The sequence below is a fragment of the Pararhodobacter zhoushanensis genome, assembly GCF_025949695.1.
In the GTDB taxonomy this organism is placed as follows: Bacteria; Pseudomonadota; Alphaproteobacteria; order Rhodobacterales; family Rhodobacteraceae; genus Pararhodobacter; species Pararhodobacter zhoushanensis_A.
Map to the genome: position 1 here is coordinate 3,040,950 of NZ_JAPDFL010000001.1, position 14,598 is coordinate 3,055,547.

At 67.3% G+C, this 14,598-nt stretch carries 14 protein-coding genes and 1 pseudogene; 10 read left to right on the top strand and 5 right to left on the bottom strand.

The window, feature by feature from the left end; genetic code table 11:
• The 4 genes from OKW52_RS15220 to OKW52_RS15235 form a co-directional block, all read right to left on the bottom strand.
• Window positions 1–873, bottom strand: coding sequence for a branched-chain amino acid ABC transporter permease (locus OKW52_RS15220; protein WP_264506462.1), 873 nt, complete (start codon window positions 871–873; stop codon window positions 1–3).
• 6 nt (window positions 874–879) lie between these two features.
• Window positions 880–1,596: an ABC transporter ATP-binding protein gene (locus OKW52_RS15225; protein WP_264506463.1), complete on the bottom strand. Its 717-nt coding sequence runs from the start codon at window positions 1,594–1,596 to the stop codon at window positions 880–882.
• The gene (locus OKW52_RS15230) at window positions 1,589–2,395 is read right to left on the bottom strand and encodes an ABC transporter ATP-binding protein (protein ID WP_264506464.1); all 807 of its coding nucleotides are present in this window, start codon (window positions 2,393–2,395) and stop codon (window positions 1,589–1,591) included. The genes OKW52_RS15225 and OKW52_RS15230 overlap by 8 nt, the downstream gene beginning before the upstream one ends.
• 63 nt (window positions 2,396–2,458) lie before the next feature.
• Window positions 2,459–3,661, bottom strand: a complete 1,203-nt coding sequence (locus OKW52_RS15235; RefSeq protein WP_264506465.1) for an ABC transporter substrate-binding protein — start codon at window positions 3,659–3,661, stop codon at window positions 2,459–2,461.
• A gap of 320 nt (window positions 3,662–3,981) precedes the next feature.
• Between OKW52_RS15235 and OKW52_RS15240 the strand changes: the two genes are divergently transcribed.
• The 9 genes and pseudogenes from OKW52_RS15240 to OKW52_RS15280 all read left to right on the top strand — a co-directional run bounded on the left by OKW52_RS15240 (window position 3,982) and on the right by OKW52_RS15280 (window position 12,322).
• Complete coding sequence (locus tag OKW52_RS15240) at window positions 3,982–4,494, top strand: SMP-30/gluconolactonase/LRE family protein (RefSeq protein WP_264506466.1); 513 nt, start codon at window positions 3,982–3,984, stop codon at window positions 4,492–4,494.
• Window positions 4,439–4,909 carry an SMP-30/gluconolactonase/LRE family protein gene (locus OKW52_RS15245; RefSeq protein ID WP_264506467.1) on the top strand — a complete coding sequence of 157 codons (471 nt, stop codon included), beginning with the start codon at window positions 4,439–4,441 and terminating at the stop codon, window positions 4,907–4,909. Before OKW52_RS15240 ends, OKW52_RS15245 begins: the two co-directional genes overlap by 56 nt.
• A pseudogene (locus OKW52_RS15250) lies at window positions 4,869–5,792 on the top strand (acyl-CoA dehydrogenase family protein); the annotation flags it as partial. The gene OKW52_RS15245 and the pseudogene OKW52_RS15250, both read left to right, overlap by 41 nt.
• A gap of 265 nt (window positions 5,793–6,057) precedes the next feature.
• Window positions 6,058–7,173 (top strand): acyl-CoA dehydrogenase family protein, encoded by a 1,116-nt coding sequence (locus OKW52_RS15255; RefSeq protein ID WP_264506468.1) that lies wholly within the window; start codon window positions 6,058–6,060, stop codon window positions 7,171–7,173.
• A gap of 179 nt (window positions 7,174–7,352) precedes the next feature.
• Window positions 7,353–8,117 (top strand): enoyl-CoA hydratase/isomerase family protein, encoded by a 765-nt coding sequence (locus OKW52_RS15260; RefSeq protein ID WP_264506469.1) that lies wholly within the window; start codon window positions 7,353–7,355, stop codon window positions 8,115–8,117.
• 5 nt (window positions 8,118–8,122) lie between these two features.
• Window positions 8,123–9,703, top strand: a complete 1,581-nt coding sequence (locus OKW52_RS15265; RefSeq protein WP_264506470.1) for an AMP-binding protein — start codon at window positions 8,123–8,125, stop codon at window positions 9,701–9,703.
• Window positions 9,704–9,746: 43 nt separating this feature from the next.
• Complete coding sequence (locus OKW52_RS15270; RefSeq protein ID WP_264506471.1) at window positions 9,747–10,526, top strand: enoyl-CoA hydratase-related protein; 780 nt, start codon at window positions 9,747–9,749, stop codon at window positions 10,524–10,526.
• Window positions 10,527–10,542: 16 nt separating this feature from the next.
• The gene (locus OKW52_RS15275; RefSeq protein ID WP_264506472.1) at window positions 10,543–11,409 is read left to right on the top strand and encodes an alpha/beta fold hydrolase; all 867 of its coding nucleotides are present in this window, start codon (window positions 10,543–10,545) and stop codon (window positions 11,407–11,409) included.
• A gap of 130 nt (window positions 11,410–11,539) precedes the next feature.
• Window positions 11,540–12,322 (top strand): helix-turn-helix domain-containing protein, encoded by a 783-nt coding sequence (locus OKW52_RS15280; RefSeq protein WP_264506473.1) that lies wholly within the window; start codon window positions 11,540–11,542, stop codon window positions 12,320–12,322.
• A 12-nt stretch (window positions 12,323–12,334) separates the two neighbouring features.
• On the opposite strand, the gene OKW52_RS15285 is transcribed toward OKW52_RS15280, so the two are convergent.
• Entirely contained in the window at window positions 12,335–13,093 is a 759-nt protein-coding gene (locus OKW52_RS15285; protein ID WP_264506474.1) for an SDR family NAD(P)-dependent oxidoreductase, read from the bottom strand.
• Between the two features lie 414 nt (window positions 13,094–13,507).
• Between OKW52_RS15285 and rsgA the strand changes: the two genes are divergently transcribed.
• A complete protein-coding gene (gene rsgA, locus OKW52_RS15290) occupies window positions 13,508–14,575 on the top strand; it encodes a ribosome small subunit-dependent GTPase A (protein ID WP_264506475.1) in 1,068 nt (355 codons plus the stop codon).
• The last annotated feature ends 23 nt before the right edge of the window (window positions 14,576–14,598 follow it).

Genomic DNA, 14,598 nt, shown 5'->3' on the forward strand with positions numbered 1-14,598 from the left:
TCAGACCCTCGTTGCGGTTTTGCGGCCGAGCAGGCCCTGTGGCATCAGCATCAGCACGGCCACGATGATCAGCAGCGCCAGCGAAAGTTTCATGTCGTTGCCCACCACATAGGCCCCGGCGAGGTTTTCGATCACGCCGATCACGATGCCGCCGACAATCGCCCCCCAGGGGCTGTCGAGCCCGCCCAGCAGCGCGGCGGCAAAGGCGTAGATCAGCACGCCGATCATCATGTTGGGGTCCAGAAACACGATGGGCGCGACCAGCAGCGCGGCCACCGCACCGACGGCGGCGGCGATGCCCCAGCCCAGCGTCAGCAGCCAGTCGACCGGCACCCCGCTGAGCCGGGCCGAGACCGGATTATCCGCCGTCGCGCGCATGGCAAGGCCAAGGCTGGTGTGCGACAGGAACATGTAGAGCAGGCCTGCGATGACCACGACGGTCAGGATGCTGCCGACTTCATGGGCGCTCAGGAAGGGGACGACCGACGAGCTGCCCGCGCCAAAGATTGACGGGAACGCCTTGAGATCATGGCCAAAGATCCAGCCCGACAGGGAGTTTATGCCGATAAAGAGCGCGATGCAGGCGACGACAAAGGTCGTCGCCGACGCGTTGTGAAAGCGGCGGATCACCACCCGTTCGATCACCATGCCCGACACAAAGGCAAAGAGCACCGCCCCGACAGCGGCCAGCCACAGCGGCAGGCCAAGGCCCACGGCGAACAGCGCGACATAGGCCGAGAAGGTTGCCATTTCGCCTTGGGCGAAATTGACGTGGCGGGTGGTTTTGTAGATCAGCACCAGCGCCACCGCGAGGCAGGCATAGATGCTGCCGATCGCGATGCCCGAGAGTGTCAGTTGGATGACTTGTTGCATGGCGTCTCAGCTCCCCAGATAGGCGCGGCGGATGTCGTCATTGCCGAGGAACTCGGCGCTGGGGCCGCTGCGTGCGACCTGCCCGTGTTCGATCAGGATGGCGCGTTCGGACATCGACAGCGCCTGATGGACGTTCTGCTCGACCAGCAGGATCGACAGGCCTTCGGTGCGGTTGATGTCGGCGATGATGGTGAACAATTCGCGCACGATGAGCGGGGCCAGCCCAAAGGACGGCTCGTCCAGCATCAACAGGCGCGGCCCCTGCATCAGCGCGCGGCCGATGGCCAGCATCTGCTGCTCGCCGCCCGAGAGCGTCCCGGCCTGCTGCTGGCGGCGCTGCTTGAGCTTGGGGAAGTGGCTGTAGATCCGTTCGATCCCGGCGGCCCGGGCGGCGCGGCCGCGTTGCAGATAGCCACCGACCAGAAGATTATCCTCGACGCTCAAGCCCGCCAGCGTGCCGCGCCCGTCGGGCACATGCGCGATGCCGCGCGCGGCGATGCGGTTGGTGGCAAGGCGGGTGATCGGGCTGCCGTCGAACAGGATGTCGCCCGTGGTCGTGCAAAGCCCGCTGATGGCGCGCAGCAAGGTGGTCTTGCCCGCCCCGTTGGCCCCGATCAGCGCAGTGATCTGGCCTTTGGGGATCTGCACCGCAATATCGCGCAGCACGGTAACCGGGCCATAGCCTGCGCCCAGCGCGCGGGTTTCAAGGAGCATGTCAGACATCGGGGGCCCCCAGATAGGCCTGCACGACGGCGTCAGAGCCCTGCACCTGCGCAGGGGTTCCGTCAGCGATCTTGCGGCCAAAGTTGATGGCGACGACCTGCTCGGCCACGCGCATGATCAGGTCGAGATGGTGCTCGACCAGCAGCACGCTGACGCCGAACGCATCGCGCATTGTCAGGATGAAGGCACGCAGATCCTCGACGCCTTCGTGGTTCAGACCGGCGGCGGGTTCATCCAGCAGCAAAAGCTTGGGCTGCATGACCAGCGCACGGGCAAATTCGACCCGCTTTTGCGCGCCGAAATTCAACTGGCTGACCAGCGTGTCGGCCTGATGCGCGATGCCCAGCCGCTCCAGCGTTTCCAGCGCGGCCTTGCGGCCTGCGGCCTCATCGCGGCGCGCGCGCGGCAGGCCCAGCATGGCGGTGACAAAGCCGCTGCGCATGCGGACCTGATTGCCGACCAGCACGTTCTCCAGCACCGACATGCCCGGAAACAGCGCGATGTTCTGGAAGGTGCGCCCGATGCCCAGCGCCGCCATTCGGTGCTGCGGCAGGGACAGGATGTCGGTGCCATCAAAGCGGATGCGCCCCGCGCTGGGGCTGTAGATCCGCGAAAGCACATTGAAAAGCGAGGTCTTGCCCGCCCCGTTCGGCCCGATGATGCCGCAAATCTGGCGCGGGGCGACGCGAAAGGAAATATCGTCGAGGGCTGTGATCCCGCCAAACGTGAGCGAGATCCCCTCGACACTCAGCAAGGCCTCTGGTTTCAGCAGGGCCTCTGGCCGGCTGGTGTCGGTCATGGATTGTCCCCGGGTTTGAAAAACATGCGGGGCGGCATGGCGTTGGTCCGCCGCCCCGCAGGATCAGAATTCGACAACGTCGCCGAAGAGATCGTAGCTCTGGCCGTTGAACCGCTCGAGCTGGATGCCGCGGATCATCTGATAGTTGTCGGGGCTGGTGGCCAGCGGGATACCGGGCAGCATCAGCGGCGCATCGACCGTGGACAGGTTGCGGGCCACATCGAGGATGTTCTGCCGTGTCAGGGTATCGCCCGCCTCGCGCAGGATCTGCAGCAGCACATGGCCGGTGTTATAGCCGCTGATCACCGAGCCGTTGGTGGGTTCGGCATCGGGGTAGTATCCTTCGATCGTGTCCATGTAATCGCGATAGGCCTGCGTCTGCTGGAAGGCTTCGTCCGAAGCATCCTGCTGCGTGGCGCTGGTGATGATCCCGGTCGAGATCTCGACCCCTGCCGGCACCAGCGAGGTCTGGATCACGCTGGCGACCGACCCCATGTAGCGCGCGGGCGTCCAGCCCAGATCGGCGGCCTTGCGGATCGCCTGCGCAACCGCGCGCGGCACGCCGAACAGCATCAGCGTATCGGCCCCCGTCGCCTGCAGGCTGACGATCTGGCCATCGACCGAGGGGTCCACCACTTCAAAGCTGAGCGCGCTGGCGATGGTCGCGCCGGTGCCTTCGATCCCGCGCTCGACCCCGTGCAGGTATTCGCGGCCCAGATCGTCGTTCTGATACAGCACGGCTATCGACGCCGTGGGATTCTCGGCCACGGCGTTCTGCGCGAAGGCATAGCCTTCCAGCCCATAGGGCGACAGCAGGCCTGACACGGTCCACGGGTACGTCTGCGGGTCGTTCCAGCGGGTGCCCCCGGCCAGCAACAACAGATGGGGCACCTCGCGCTGGTTCAGGTAGCGCTGAATGGCAATGTTATGCGCCGATCCGACGGGGGCCGCGATGAACAGCACTTCATCGCGCTCGACCAGACGGCGGGTCTGCTCCATCGTGCGCGCCGGGTTATAGGCGTCATCATAGCTGATGAAGTTGATCTGACGGCCGTTGATCCCGCCCTCGGCATTGGCGCGGGCGATGACGGCGGCAATCATGCGGCCATTGACCGCAAAGACCGAGGCCGGGCCGGAATAGGGCATGGTGTTGCCGATGCGGATCTCGGTGTCCGAGGCACCGGGGCCGTATTGCGCCTGCGCCAGCGCCGGGCTGGCTGCCATGGCGAGCATCGCAAGAGCCCCTAGCGTGTTCTTGATGGTCATGGTCATTTCCTCCCTGTTGTGGCCCGTGCAGGCCGGTCGTTCCGCGCCAGACGCCCAAGCGGCACGGGTCAGCGGGCTGACCGGGGTTGCTGGGGGCTGGTGTCGTCTCCTCGGCCCGGAGTATTGCGACGGCTTGGCGGCTTGCCAATTTGGGGCGGCGACAATCACACTTATGATTGCACCCTGCGTCCGCACCGCTCGGCGCGATATCCCATGCGTGATATGGCGCGGTCCCCGGCCAAAATGCTTGAGTCCCCTGCCCCCGCGGGCCGATCCACACGCAAGCCCCGCTGCGTGGCGGGCGAGACGAGGGAGGCTTCATGACCATCCGTATTGACCTGCATTCGCCGCAAACGGCGTTGCTGGGCGAAAGCCCGCTGTGGGATGTCGCGCGCCAGCGCCTGTGGTGGGTGGATGCGCGCGCGGCCTCGATCCGCTGCGCCGCTGCTGACGGCAGGGTGCTCAGCGACTGGACGATGCCGGGGCAAGTGGGCAGCATCGGGCTCGCGCAGGGCGGGCTGATCGCGGCGCTTGAGGACGGGTTTTACCACATCGACGGTCAGACCGGTGCCGCGCAACGCGTGGCCCGCGTGACGCCCCCCGCGCCGGGCCTGCGCCTGAACGACGGCAAGGCCGACCGCGACGGACGGTTTGTGAGCGGGCACATGCACCCCACCGGCGGCACGGCGGGTGAGCTTTGGCAACTGGGTCTGGACGGGCGCGTGACGCAGCTGGAGACCGGTCTGGGCATCACCAACGCGCTGTGTGTCTCGCCCGATGGCCACCAGCTTTATCTGGCGGATCTCGATGGACGGGGTGATCCGGCGCTATGACTATGACGGCGCGGCCGGGCGGCTGACGAACCGGGTCGATCTGATCGACTGCCGCGCGCAGGGATCGGGACCGGACGGCGCGACGGTGGACAGCGAGGGGCGGCTGTGGGTGGCGCTGGTGCTGGCGCACAAGATCGCCTGCTATGCGCCCGATGGCACCCTGCTGCAGCTGATCGACAGCCCGGTGCAGTATCCCTCGTGCCCGGCCTTCGGCGGCGCGGCGATGGACACGCTCTTTGTCACCACCATCGCGCATTCCGGTCACAGCCTGATCAGCACAAGCGCTCACGCGGGCCGCATCATGGCGATCCGGGGCCTTGGGGCCACGGGTCTGCCCGAAGCGGTCTGGCACCCCACCCCCAAGGAGCCGCGCCATGGAGCTGAGCCTCGACGCCAAAGACACCGCCTTTCGTGACGAAGTGCGGGAGTTCTTCAGCACCGGCGTGCCCGAAAGCTGGCGCGACCGTGTGCGTGCCGGGCTGCGCCTGTCACCTGACGAGCTGACCGGCTACCAGCAACGGCTGGCCGCGCGCGGTTGGGGCGCACCGACTTGGCCGGTTGAATACGGCGGCACCGGCTGGACGCCAACGCAGCTGTGCGTCTTCTGGTCCGAAGCCGCGCGTGCCGATGCGCCGCATCAGTTCCATCAAGGGCTGGAGCTGATCGGGCCGATCATCTTCTCATACGGGTCGGCCGCGCAGAAGGACACCTACCTGCCGCGCATCATTCAGGCGCAGGACTGGTGGTGTCAGGGCTATTCCGAACCCGGTGCCGGGTCGGATCTGGCCAGCCTGCGCGCGCGCGCCGACCGCGACGGCGATGACTATGTGCTCAACGGCCAGAAGACATGGACCAGCTACGCGCATGTCGCCTCGCAAGTGTTCCTGCTGGCGCGCACCTCGCACGAGGCACGGCGACAGCAGGGGATTTCGCTGATCCTCGCGCCGATGGACACCCCCGGTTTCCGTATCAATCCCATCGCCACGATGGATGAGAAATACCACACCAACGAGCTGTTCATGGACAACGCCCGCGTCCCGGTCGCCAACCGTGTCGGGGACGAAGGGCGCGGATGGGAATATGGCAAGGTGCTGCTGGACCGCGAGCGGATGGTGGCGGCGGCGAATGTGATCTTTCTGGGCCAGATCGTGCGCGGCATCACCGACGCGGCGCGGCGGCGGAAGATCCGGGGTCGCGCCCTGGCCGAAGATCCGGGGTTTGCGGCCAAGCTGGCGCAGTTCACGGTCGAACTGACGACACTGCAGGCGATGGTGCTGCGGTTGCTCGACGACATGACACGCGGCGCGGATCTCGGGGCCGCGTGGCTCGATGGTCAAACTGCGCTGGTCGCAGCTCTATCAGGCGGGCACCGCCCTGTGGGTCGAGGCCTTGGGACCCGAGGCCGCGCAGTTCGCCGCGTTGGACGGGGCCACCGTGCCCGCCGACATGCCCGCCGCGCTGCAGGGCGCGCTCTATGCGCGGGTGACGTCGATCTATGGCGGGTCCAGCGAGATCCAGCACAACATCATCGCGCGCCGCGCGCTGGGTCTTTGAGGGGGTGCTATGGAACTGACTTTCAACAGCGAACAGATCATGCTGGCCGACAGCGTGGATCGCTATGGGCTGGACAAATGGCCCGCCATCAACCGCCACAAGCTGCTGGCCGGGGCACAGGACGGCTTCCGGACGCGCTGGCGCGAGATGGCCGAACTTGGCTGGACCCTGTTGCCCATCACCGAGGAAGACGGCGGGCTGGGCGGTAGCGCGGTCGATGTCATGGCGCTGGCCGAGGGGCTGGGCCGTCACCTGATCGCGGTGCCCTATGTCACCAGCTGTATCTCGGTGCCCGCGCTGATCGGTGGGGTGCCCGGGGGCGAGGATCTGCTGGGCGCGCTGGGTGAGGGCAAGGCTTTCGCCGCCGCAGGGGTGCTTGAGGCCGAGGGCGGCGGCGATCCGGCGTGGGTGACGACGCGGGCCGAGAAGGTCGGCGGGGCGTGGCAGCTGACCGGGATGAAGGAACAGGTCGAGGATGGCGGTTGTGCCGATGCGTTTGTGGTCTCGGCCCGTGTGGCGGGCGAGGCGGGCGACGCCGACGGAATCGGGCTGTTTCTGGTCGACCGCGCTGCCCTCGGCGACGGTGTCGCGCGGTTCCGTGCGGTCGACGGGCATCTGCACGCCCGGCTGACGCTGCAGGGCACGCCCGCGCTGGCACTGGGCGAGCCGGGACAAGCCCTGCCCCGGATTACCGCAGCGCTGGACCGTGCGATCTGCGCGCATCTGGCCGAGGCGACCGGCTCGATGGAAGCCGCCAGCGCTGCAACGGTCGCGTATCTGAAAACCCGCGAGCAGTTCGGCCAGCCCATCGGCAGCTTTCAGGCGCTCCAGCACCGCGCGGCGGACATGACCGTCGCCTGCGAGGAAGCGCGCGCGATCACCTGGCACGCGACACTGGCGCTGGACGCCGCCCCCGGCAGCCGCCAACGCGCCGTGTCGGCGGGCAAGGTGCGCGTCGGGCAAAGCGGCGTCTATGTCGGCCAGCAAGCGGTGCAACTGCACGGCGGTGTGGGCTTTTGCGAAGAGCTGATCGTCAGCCACCACCTGCGCCGTCAGATGATGCTGGACATGGCGATGGGCGGGCAAGGCCACCATCTCAGCCGGGTTGCGCAGCTGTCGGTCTGACCCTCCGCGGACCCGAAACGCAGCGCCAAGGCCCCGTCTGGCAGGACGGGGCCTTTCGCCTGCCCGCCTTGGTGCCTGCGACTATCGCGTATGGGATTAAGCGCGTAAAAACAGGTCTTTGCATGCCCTTGGCCGGGGCCGCTGGTAAGCTGACCTCCGAACCATCTGGAGGAAAACCCATGAGCAAGATCCGCCTCGACGTGAAGGATTTCGTCGCCGTCGCCACCCTCGACAACCCGCCGGTCAACGCGCAGCCCATGGAGGTTCTCGAAGAACTGACCGCCGTGTTCGACAGCTTCAACGACCGCGACGATGTCCGCGTCGTGGTGCTGACCGGTGCGGGCAAGATGTTCTCGGCGGGCGCAGACCTGAAGCAGCGCCCCGATCTGAGCATTCCCGGCGCCCGCTGGCGGCGCAACCGCATCGTGCGCGAGGTCTCGTATGCCATCGCCGACAACGCCAAGCCGGTGATCGCCGCCGTCAACGGCCCGGCCTTGGGCGCGGGTCTGGGGCTGGTGGCCAGCTGTGACGTTATCGTCGCGTCGGAAAGCGCCGTGTTCGGTCTGCCCGAGGTGGACGTGGGCCTGATGGGCGGTGGCAAGCACGCCGGCCGGATCTTCCCGCATTCGCTGGTGCGCCGGATGATGCTGACCGGCTACCGCGTGCCCGCCGCCGAGGCCTTCCGCCGTGGGGTGATCGAGGCCTGCCTGCCCGCCGATGACCTGATGCCCTGGGTGATGGACATGGCGACGCAGATTGCGTCGAAAAGCCCGCTGGCGACCAAGATGGCCAAGGACAGCATGCGCACCATCGAGACCATGACGCTGCGCGACGGCTATATCTATGAACAGGGCAACACCGCCAAGCTGTCGACGACGCATGACGCCGCCGAAGCCGTGCGCGCCTTCGTCGAAAAGCGCGCGCCGCAGTTTATCGGATCGTAAGCGCGATGGGCTATCCTTGGAACTTTGGCGATCTGCTGGATGCGACCGCCGCTCAGGTGCCGCCCGACCGCCCTGCCATCGTGCAGGGCGACCGGGTGATCGCGTGGCCCGCCTTTGACCAAGCCACCAACCGGCTGGCCCGCGCGATGATCGCCGCCGGGCTCGAGCCGGGAGCACGGGTGGCAATTCTGGCGCGCAACGTGCCGGAATATATCGAGATATCCGCCGCCTCCTTCAAGGCACGGATGGCCAGCGTCAACGTCAACTACCGCTACACCACGCCCGAAATCGCGCATCTGATGAGCGATTCTCAGGCCGCGATGCTGCTCTATCAGCCCGAGTTCGCGGCCGTTGTCGCCCCCCTGGCCGACAGCCACCCCGACTTGCAACTGGTCGCGATCGACGCGGGCGGCCGGTATGGTGACTGGGTCTCGCAGGGCGATGGTGCGCCCCTGGGCATCGCGCGCTCGGGCGATGACGGGTATCTGATCTACACCGGCGGCACCACCGGCAAGCCCAAGGGCGTCGTCTGGCGCGCTGCCGATGCGCGGACAACGCAGCTGGAATCCCCGGCGGCGAGTTCGGTGCCGCAGTCGCTTGACGACCACATCGCCGCCGTGCGCGCCAATACCGCGCCGCACCGGGTGCTGCCCGCCTGCCCGCTGATGCACGGGGCCGGGATGACCTCGTCGCTGGCGGAACTGGTCAATGGCGGCACGGTGGTCCTGCTGCCGGACGGGCCGTTCGATGCCGGGGTCTTGCTGGACACCGTGCAACAGCACCGCGTCACGCGGATCCTGATCGTCGGCGATGTCTTCGCCCGCCCGATGGTCGAGGCCCTGCAGCGGGAGCCCGGGCGCTGGGACACGTCGCCGCTGCGTATCATCTCGTCCGCTGGGTTGATGTGGAGCCGCGAGATGAAGCAGGCGCTGGTTGCCGCGATCCCGCAAGTGGTGCTGGTGGATATTCTGGGTGCATCCGAAGCGTCGGGGCTGGGCTATGCGGTCACCTCGGCCACGCGCGAAACCCCGACCGGCTGGTTCGAGCCCGGCCCCAGGACGGTGTTGATCGATCCCGAGACGCTGCGCGTTCTGGGGCCTGACGAGCCCGGCACCGGCTGGATCGCGCGACACGGGGCGGTCGGCAGCGGCTATTTCGGTGATCCTGAAAAGACCGCTGCAACCTACCGCGAGATTGACGGCCTTCGCTATGCGATCCCCGGCGATCTGGCGGCGCGTGATACCGACGGGCGGCTGCGTCTGATCGGGCGCGGCAGTCAGGTGATCAACACCGGCGGCGAAAAGGTCTTTGCCGAAGAGGTCGAAGAGGCGCTCAAACGCGCGCCGGGCGTCACGGATGCCATCGTGATCGGCATCCCCGATGAGACGTGGGGCAAGGCTGTGGTGGCGGTGATTGCGGTGCGCGAGGGCTATGACGAGGCGGCGGCGCGGTTGGCGCTGCAGGCGGATCTGGCGCGCTACAAGCTGCCCAAGCGCATCGTCGTGGTCGACACCCTGCCCCGCCATCCCAGCGGCAAGAGCGACTATCGCGCGGCGCTGGACATCGTTCTGGGCGGCGCGGCCTGAGCGCCGCCCGTCAGTTTCCCTGCCCCCTTGAAAGGCCCCCCCGATGGCCCCGTTCGAGCATATCCGTCTGACGCGCGATGGCGCGATTGCCCGGTTGATCCTGAACCGTCCCGCGCGGCTGAATGCGCTGATCCGTCCGATGCAGGCTGAACTCGCCACCGCGCTGGATCTGCTGGAAGCCGAGCCACCACAGGTGCTGATCCTGACCGGCGAAGGGCGCGGGTTCTGCGCGGGACAGGATCTGACCGAACGCTATCCGCAGATCGCGGCCGGTGAGGCTGTGCATCTGGGCGCGTCGCTGACACAGACGTATAACCCCTTGATCCGGCGCCTGAATGCGCTGCCCTGCGTGATCATCGCGGCGGTAAACGGCGTCGCGGCGGGGGCTGGAATCGGGCTGGCGCTGACGGCGGATATCATTCTGGCGGCGCGGCAGGCGCGGTTCCTGATGGCCTTTGGCAAGGTCGGTCTGGGGCCGGATGCCGGCGTCAGCTGGGCGCTCCCTGAGCGGATCGGCAGCCGCCGCGCGCTGGCGCTGGCGCTGACCGGCGGCCGGATCGACGCGCAGACCGCGCTGGACTGGGGGCTGGTCTGGGCGCTGCATGACGCGGACGATCTGGCAGCGGCGACGCAGGAGTTGGCGCTGGCGCTGGTGGCGGGTTCGGCGCAAGCGCAGCGCGCCGCCAAGCAGTTGCTGCGCGAAAAGGCCCCCAGTCTGGACGCTGCCCTTGCGCGCGAGAGTGCGTGTCAGGACGCGCTGGGCCACACCGATTTCTACCGCGCCGCCGTGCTGGCCTTTGCCGCGCCCAAACCTGCCCGCTGACCGGATCACGGACGCCATGCCTTACGCCCACAACGGACCCGTCGCGGTCCATTACGACACGCAGGGCACCGGGGTGCCGGTGGTGATGCTGGCGGGCGCGGGGCGTCCGGCGTCGGATTTCGACGCGGTGTTTTGCGCGCCGCTGCTGGCGCAGGGCTTCATGCCGCTCAGGATCGACAGCCGCGATACCGGGCGCTCGGCCAGCTTTGCCGGGCAGCCCGCGCGGCTGGCGCAGGTCAGGCAGCGCGCGCTGGGACAGGATGGTGCGCCGCCGCCCTACGCACTGGGTGATATGGCCGGGGATGTGCTGGCGGTGCTGGACCACGCCGGGATAGAGCGCGCGCATCTGGTCGGGCGGTCGCTGGGCGCGATGGTGGCGCAGGCCGTGGCGATTGCCGCGCCTGCACGGGTATTGAGCCTGTCGCTGATCATGGCCTCGAGCCGCACCCTGCCCGCGCAGGTGCCCGAGGCGGTGCTGGACCGGCTGGAGGCCGAACAGGTCACGACCGCCGAGGACTATGTCGCGCGTCAGTTGCGCGTGGCGGCGGCGAATGGGCTGGCGCAGGATTATGACGCGGCGCGGATCGCCGGGGAAGCGCGCCTTGCCTGGGCGCATGGCATCGCGCCGGGCGCAACAGCGCGGCATTTCGCGGTCAGTCTGGCGGCGGGCGATCTGCGGCCCGGTCTGGCGGGCCTGCACCTGCCCGCGCTGATTCTTCACGGGCGGCAGGATGCGCTGATCCCGCTGATCCGCGCCGAGGAATGCGCCGCTGCCCTGCCCGGCGCGCAGCTTGAGGTGATCGAGGACATGGCCCATGACGGCCCCCCGCGCCTGCGCCGCCGCTGGGGTGCGCGGATTGCGGCGCATCTGGCCAGCCTGTGACCTGCCATCACATATGTGATTCCCCCTCGCCCCGCGCCGATACTTCGCGCAAGGTCGAAACGCTGCCGTAAGCTCATCCCAGAGGACCGGCCAGCGCCGGGAGAGGCCAGCACCGTGGGAGGAGCATGTGATGCAGGGACTTGCAGTGAAATCGACGTTGCGGACGTTCGAGGTTCTCGAATTCTTTCGCGAACAGCGGCGGCCGCTCAGGCTGAACGAGATCTACAAAGCCCTGAACTATCCGCAGTCGAGCACGACGAACCTGCTCAAGAGCATGGTGATGACGGGCTACCTGAACTACAACCGCAAGACGCGGATGTACCTGCCGACGATGCGGGTAAGCAGTCTGGGCAGCTGGCTGCACAGCGTCATCCACAACGACGGCGATCTGCGCAAACTGGTCGATACGGTTCAGGCGCGCACCGACGAAACCGTCGGCGTCGTGGCGCAGAACGATCTGTTCATCCAGTACATCATGCTCAAGACCCCGACGCATGACTTCAAGATGCCGCCCAGCGAAGGGGATATGCGGCTGCTGATCGACTCGTCTGCGGGGCTGACGATCCTCAGCCGGTTGCGTGACAGCGCCATCGAGAAATTCTACCGCTTCACCAAGTATCACTACCCTCGGCTGGAATACTTCGCCAGCTACGCCGACCTGATGAAAGAGATCCGCTGGGTGCGCTATATCGGCCATTGCTACATGCCGATGCTCCCGACGCCCGAGGTCGCCTCGGTCGCAATTCCGCTTGAGGAAGAGATGTTCGGCATCCCGTTGGCGCTGGGGGTGGGCGGGCTGCAACCGCGCATTGCCGCGCGCAAGGAAGAGCTGCTGGCGATCATGCACGAGGCGGTGGCCGAGTTCCACGAAACCAGCCGCCAGAACAGCAACGGGGCTTTGGCCGCCGAATAGGCGGCCAAAGGGTCAGCGGCGAAAGGCGTGCCCTATGCCGCCATCGACGGCAAGCGACTGGCCGGTGACAAATCCTGAGCGTTCTGACGCCAGCCAGAGCACGGCCTGCGCGATGTCCGCTTCGGTGCCAATGCGACCCAGCGGCGTGCTGGCCGCGCGCGCGGCTAACGTCTCGGCGTCGAGCATGGCGCGCACCGCGTCGGTCGCGATGGTCGAGGGCGCGACGGCGTTGACGCGGATGCCCTGCGGCCCCAGCTCGACCGAGGCCGCGCGGGTCATGCCATCGACCGCTGCCTTGACGCCGGAATAGAGCAGCGTGTTGGCGCTGGCGATCCGCCCGGCCATCGAGCCGATGTTGACCACACTGCCCCCGCCCCGCGCGCGCATCGCCGGCACGGCGGCTTGCAGGCCCCAGACGATGCCCGCCATGCCGACGCCGACCATGCGCGACAGCACGTCGGGTTCGATCTGCTCGATCGGCTCGTAGCGGTTCCACATCGCGTTGTTGACCAGAATATCCAGCCCGCCGAACGTCTCGACGCAGCGCGCCACGGCCCGCTGCATCGCCGCGCGGTCGGACACATCGGCACCGATGCCCATCGCGGTGCCCCCTGTGGCCGTGATCCCCTCGGCAGCGGTCTGCGCCCAGGCGTCTTTGAGATCCACCAGCACCACCGACGCCCCGGCCTCGGCCAGCGTGGTGGCGATGGCACGGCCCAACCCGCGGGACGCACCGGTAACCAGCGCGATTTTGTTGCTCAACTCGGTCATTGCTTTCCCAACCCGGTACATTGGGGCCGACCTTGCCCGTCGCGCGGACCGGCGCAAAGCGCGCAGCCTTTCGGCGCGCCACAATCGCATACGCGATTGCCGGGCGCGGCGGCGGGCGGAAGAAAGGCCCGACGGGGATGCACTTGCCCCGGCGCCCAACCCTATGGGGCCCGGCCGAGAGCTTTACCCCGGCGCGTTGCGATGCTTGCAATGCGCCCGGGACGGCCTTATCCTGTTGCAAAGAGTATGGAGATTTAATGTCCCGTTGAGGTGGGGAGGCAAGGCGCCCTCCCAAAACAAGATCGAACCACGCAAAGCCCCTGCTTGGTGCGGGGGCGCTGGTTTCTTGTAGACCCCTATCGAGTATTTGCGGCACGGATCGGATCCGCTGCCGGGACATGAAAGCCTGACCCCATGACTCGGGATTTTTCCCAATTCCTGCCCCTTGCCACCCCGCCCAAACGCGAGCGCAGCCTGCTCGAACGCTTGGGCTGGACCCCGTTCTTCAGCCAGCAGATCGACCCCGAAGCGCTGATCAACACGCCCCCGGTGCGTGTTACAGCCGTGCACCGCAGCGGCTTGCATGTGATGGGCAATGGCATCGACACGATGATCCCCCCGGGGCCGAATGCCACGGTTGGCGACTGGCTGCTCTATGACGCCGCCCTCCCCGCCAACAGCGAAGTGCTCGAGCGCAAGAGCCTGATCGAGCGGCGCGCGGCGGGGCATGACCGCCGCAAGCAGAAGATCGCGGCCAATCTGGACACGGCGTTTCTGGTCACCTCGTGCAACGATGACTTCAACGTCGCCCGGCTGGAACGCTATATCGCGCTGAGTTTCGAGGCAGGCGTTCAGCCGGTGATCATTCTGACCAAGCCCGACCTGTGCGATGATACCGCGCCCTATGTCGAGCAGGCTGCGGCGATCTCGGACCGGGTGCCGGTCGAGGTGCTCGATGCGCTGGCCGGGGACGTGACGGGGCGGCTGGCGCAATGGTGTCGGCCGGGACAGACGGTGGGGTTTCTGGGCTCGTCCGGCGTGGGGAAATCCACGCTGGTCAACGCGCTGTTCAACGCGCAGGTGGCCGAAACGCAAGGTATCCGCGAGGATGACAGCCGTGGGCGGCACACCACCACCCACCGCCAGCTGCACCTGACGCCCGAGGGGTGCGCGGTGCTGGATACGCCGGGGATGCGGGAAATCCAGCTGACCGACACCGAATCAGGCATCGCCGAGGTGTTTGACGATCTGAGCGAGCTGGCGCTGCGCTGCCGGTTCCGCGACTGCCGCCACGAGTCCGAACCGGGCTGCGCGGTGCAGGCCGCGCTGGCCAGCGGCGAGATCGACAAGGTGCGGCTGGAGCGCTGGAAGAAGCTGGGGACCGAGGATCGCTCGAACACCAAGGCGCTGCACGAGCGCAAGAGCGAGGGCAAGGCCCTGCGCAAGCAGATCAAGGCGGCGTTGAAGTCAAAGCGCGAGTGAACGGGGCAACGCCTTTGGCAATT

What these genes read in the sequence shown, in the direction of transcription:
- OKW52_RS15245 (WP_264506467.1), top strand. Translation starts at nt 4,439, where the DNA reads ATGGCCACCAGCTTTATCTGGCGGATCTCGATGGACGGGGTGATCCGG.
- rsgA (WP_264506475.1), top strand. Translation starts at nt 13,508, where the DNA reads ATGACTCGGGATTTTTCCCAATTCCTGCCCCTTGCCACCCCGCCCAAA.
- OKW52_RS15220 (WP_264506462.1), bottom strand. Translation starts at nt 873, where the DNA reads ATGCAACAAGTCATCCAACTGACACTCTCGGGCATCGCGATCGGCAGC.
- OKW52_RS15275 (WP_264506472.1), top strand. Translation starts at nt 10,543, where the DNA reads ATGCCTTACGCCCACAACGGACCCGTCGCGGTCCATTACGACACGCAG.
- OKW52_RS15280 (WP_264506473.1), top strand. Translation starts at nt 11,540, where the DNA reads ATGCAGGGACTTGCAGTGAAATCGACGTTGCGGACGTTCGAGGTTCTC.
- OKW52_RS15255 (WP_264506468.1), top strand. Translation starts at nt 6,058, where the DNA reads ATGGAACTGACTTTCAACAGCGAACAGATCATGCTGGCCGACAGCGTG.
- OKW52_RS15240 (WP_264506466.1), top strand. Translation starts at nt 3,982, where the DNA reads ATGACCATCCGTATTGACCTGCATTCGCCGCAAACGGCGTTGCTGGGC.
- OKW52_RS15225 (WP_264506463.1), bottom strand. Translation starts at nt 1,596, where the DNA reads ATGTCTGACATGCTCCTTGAAACCCGCGCGCTGGGCGCAGGCTATGGC.
- OKW52_RS15235 (WP_264506465.1), bottom strand. Translation starts at nt 3,661, where the DNA reads ATGACCATCAAGAACACGCTAGGGGCTCTTGCGATGCTCGCCATGGCA.
- OKW52_RS15285 (WP_264506474.1), bottom strand. Translation starts at nt 13,093, where the DNA reads ATGACCGAGTTGAGCAACAAAATCGCGCTGGTTACCGGTGCGTCCCGC.
- OKW52_RS15230 (WP_264506464.1), bottom strand. Translation starts at nt 2,395, where the DNA reads ATGACCGACACCAGCCGGCCAGAGGCCCTGCTGAAACCAGAGGCCTTG.
- OKW52_RS15270 (WP_264506471.1), top strand. Translation starts at nt 9,747, where the DNA reads ATGGCCCCGTTCGAGCATATCCGTCTGACGCGCGATGGCGCGATTGCC.
- OKW52_RS15265 (WP_264506470.1), top strand. Translation starts at nt 8,123, where the DNA reads ATGGGCTATCCTTGGAACTTTGGCGATCTGCTGGATGCGACCGCCGCT.
- OKW52_RS15260 (WP_264506469.1), top strand. Translation starts at nt 7,353, where the DNA reads ATGAGCAAGATCCGCCTCGACGTGAAGGATTTCGTCGCCGTCGCCACC.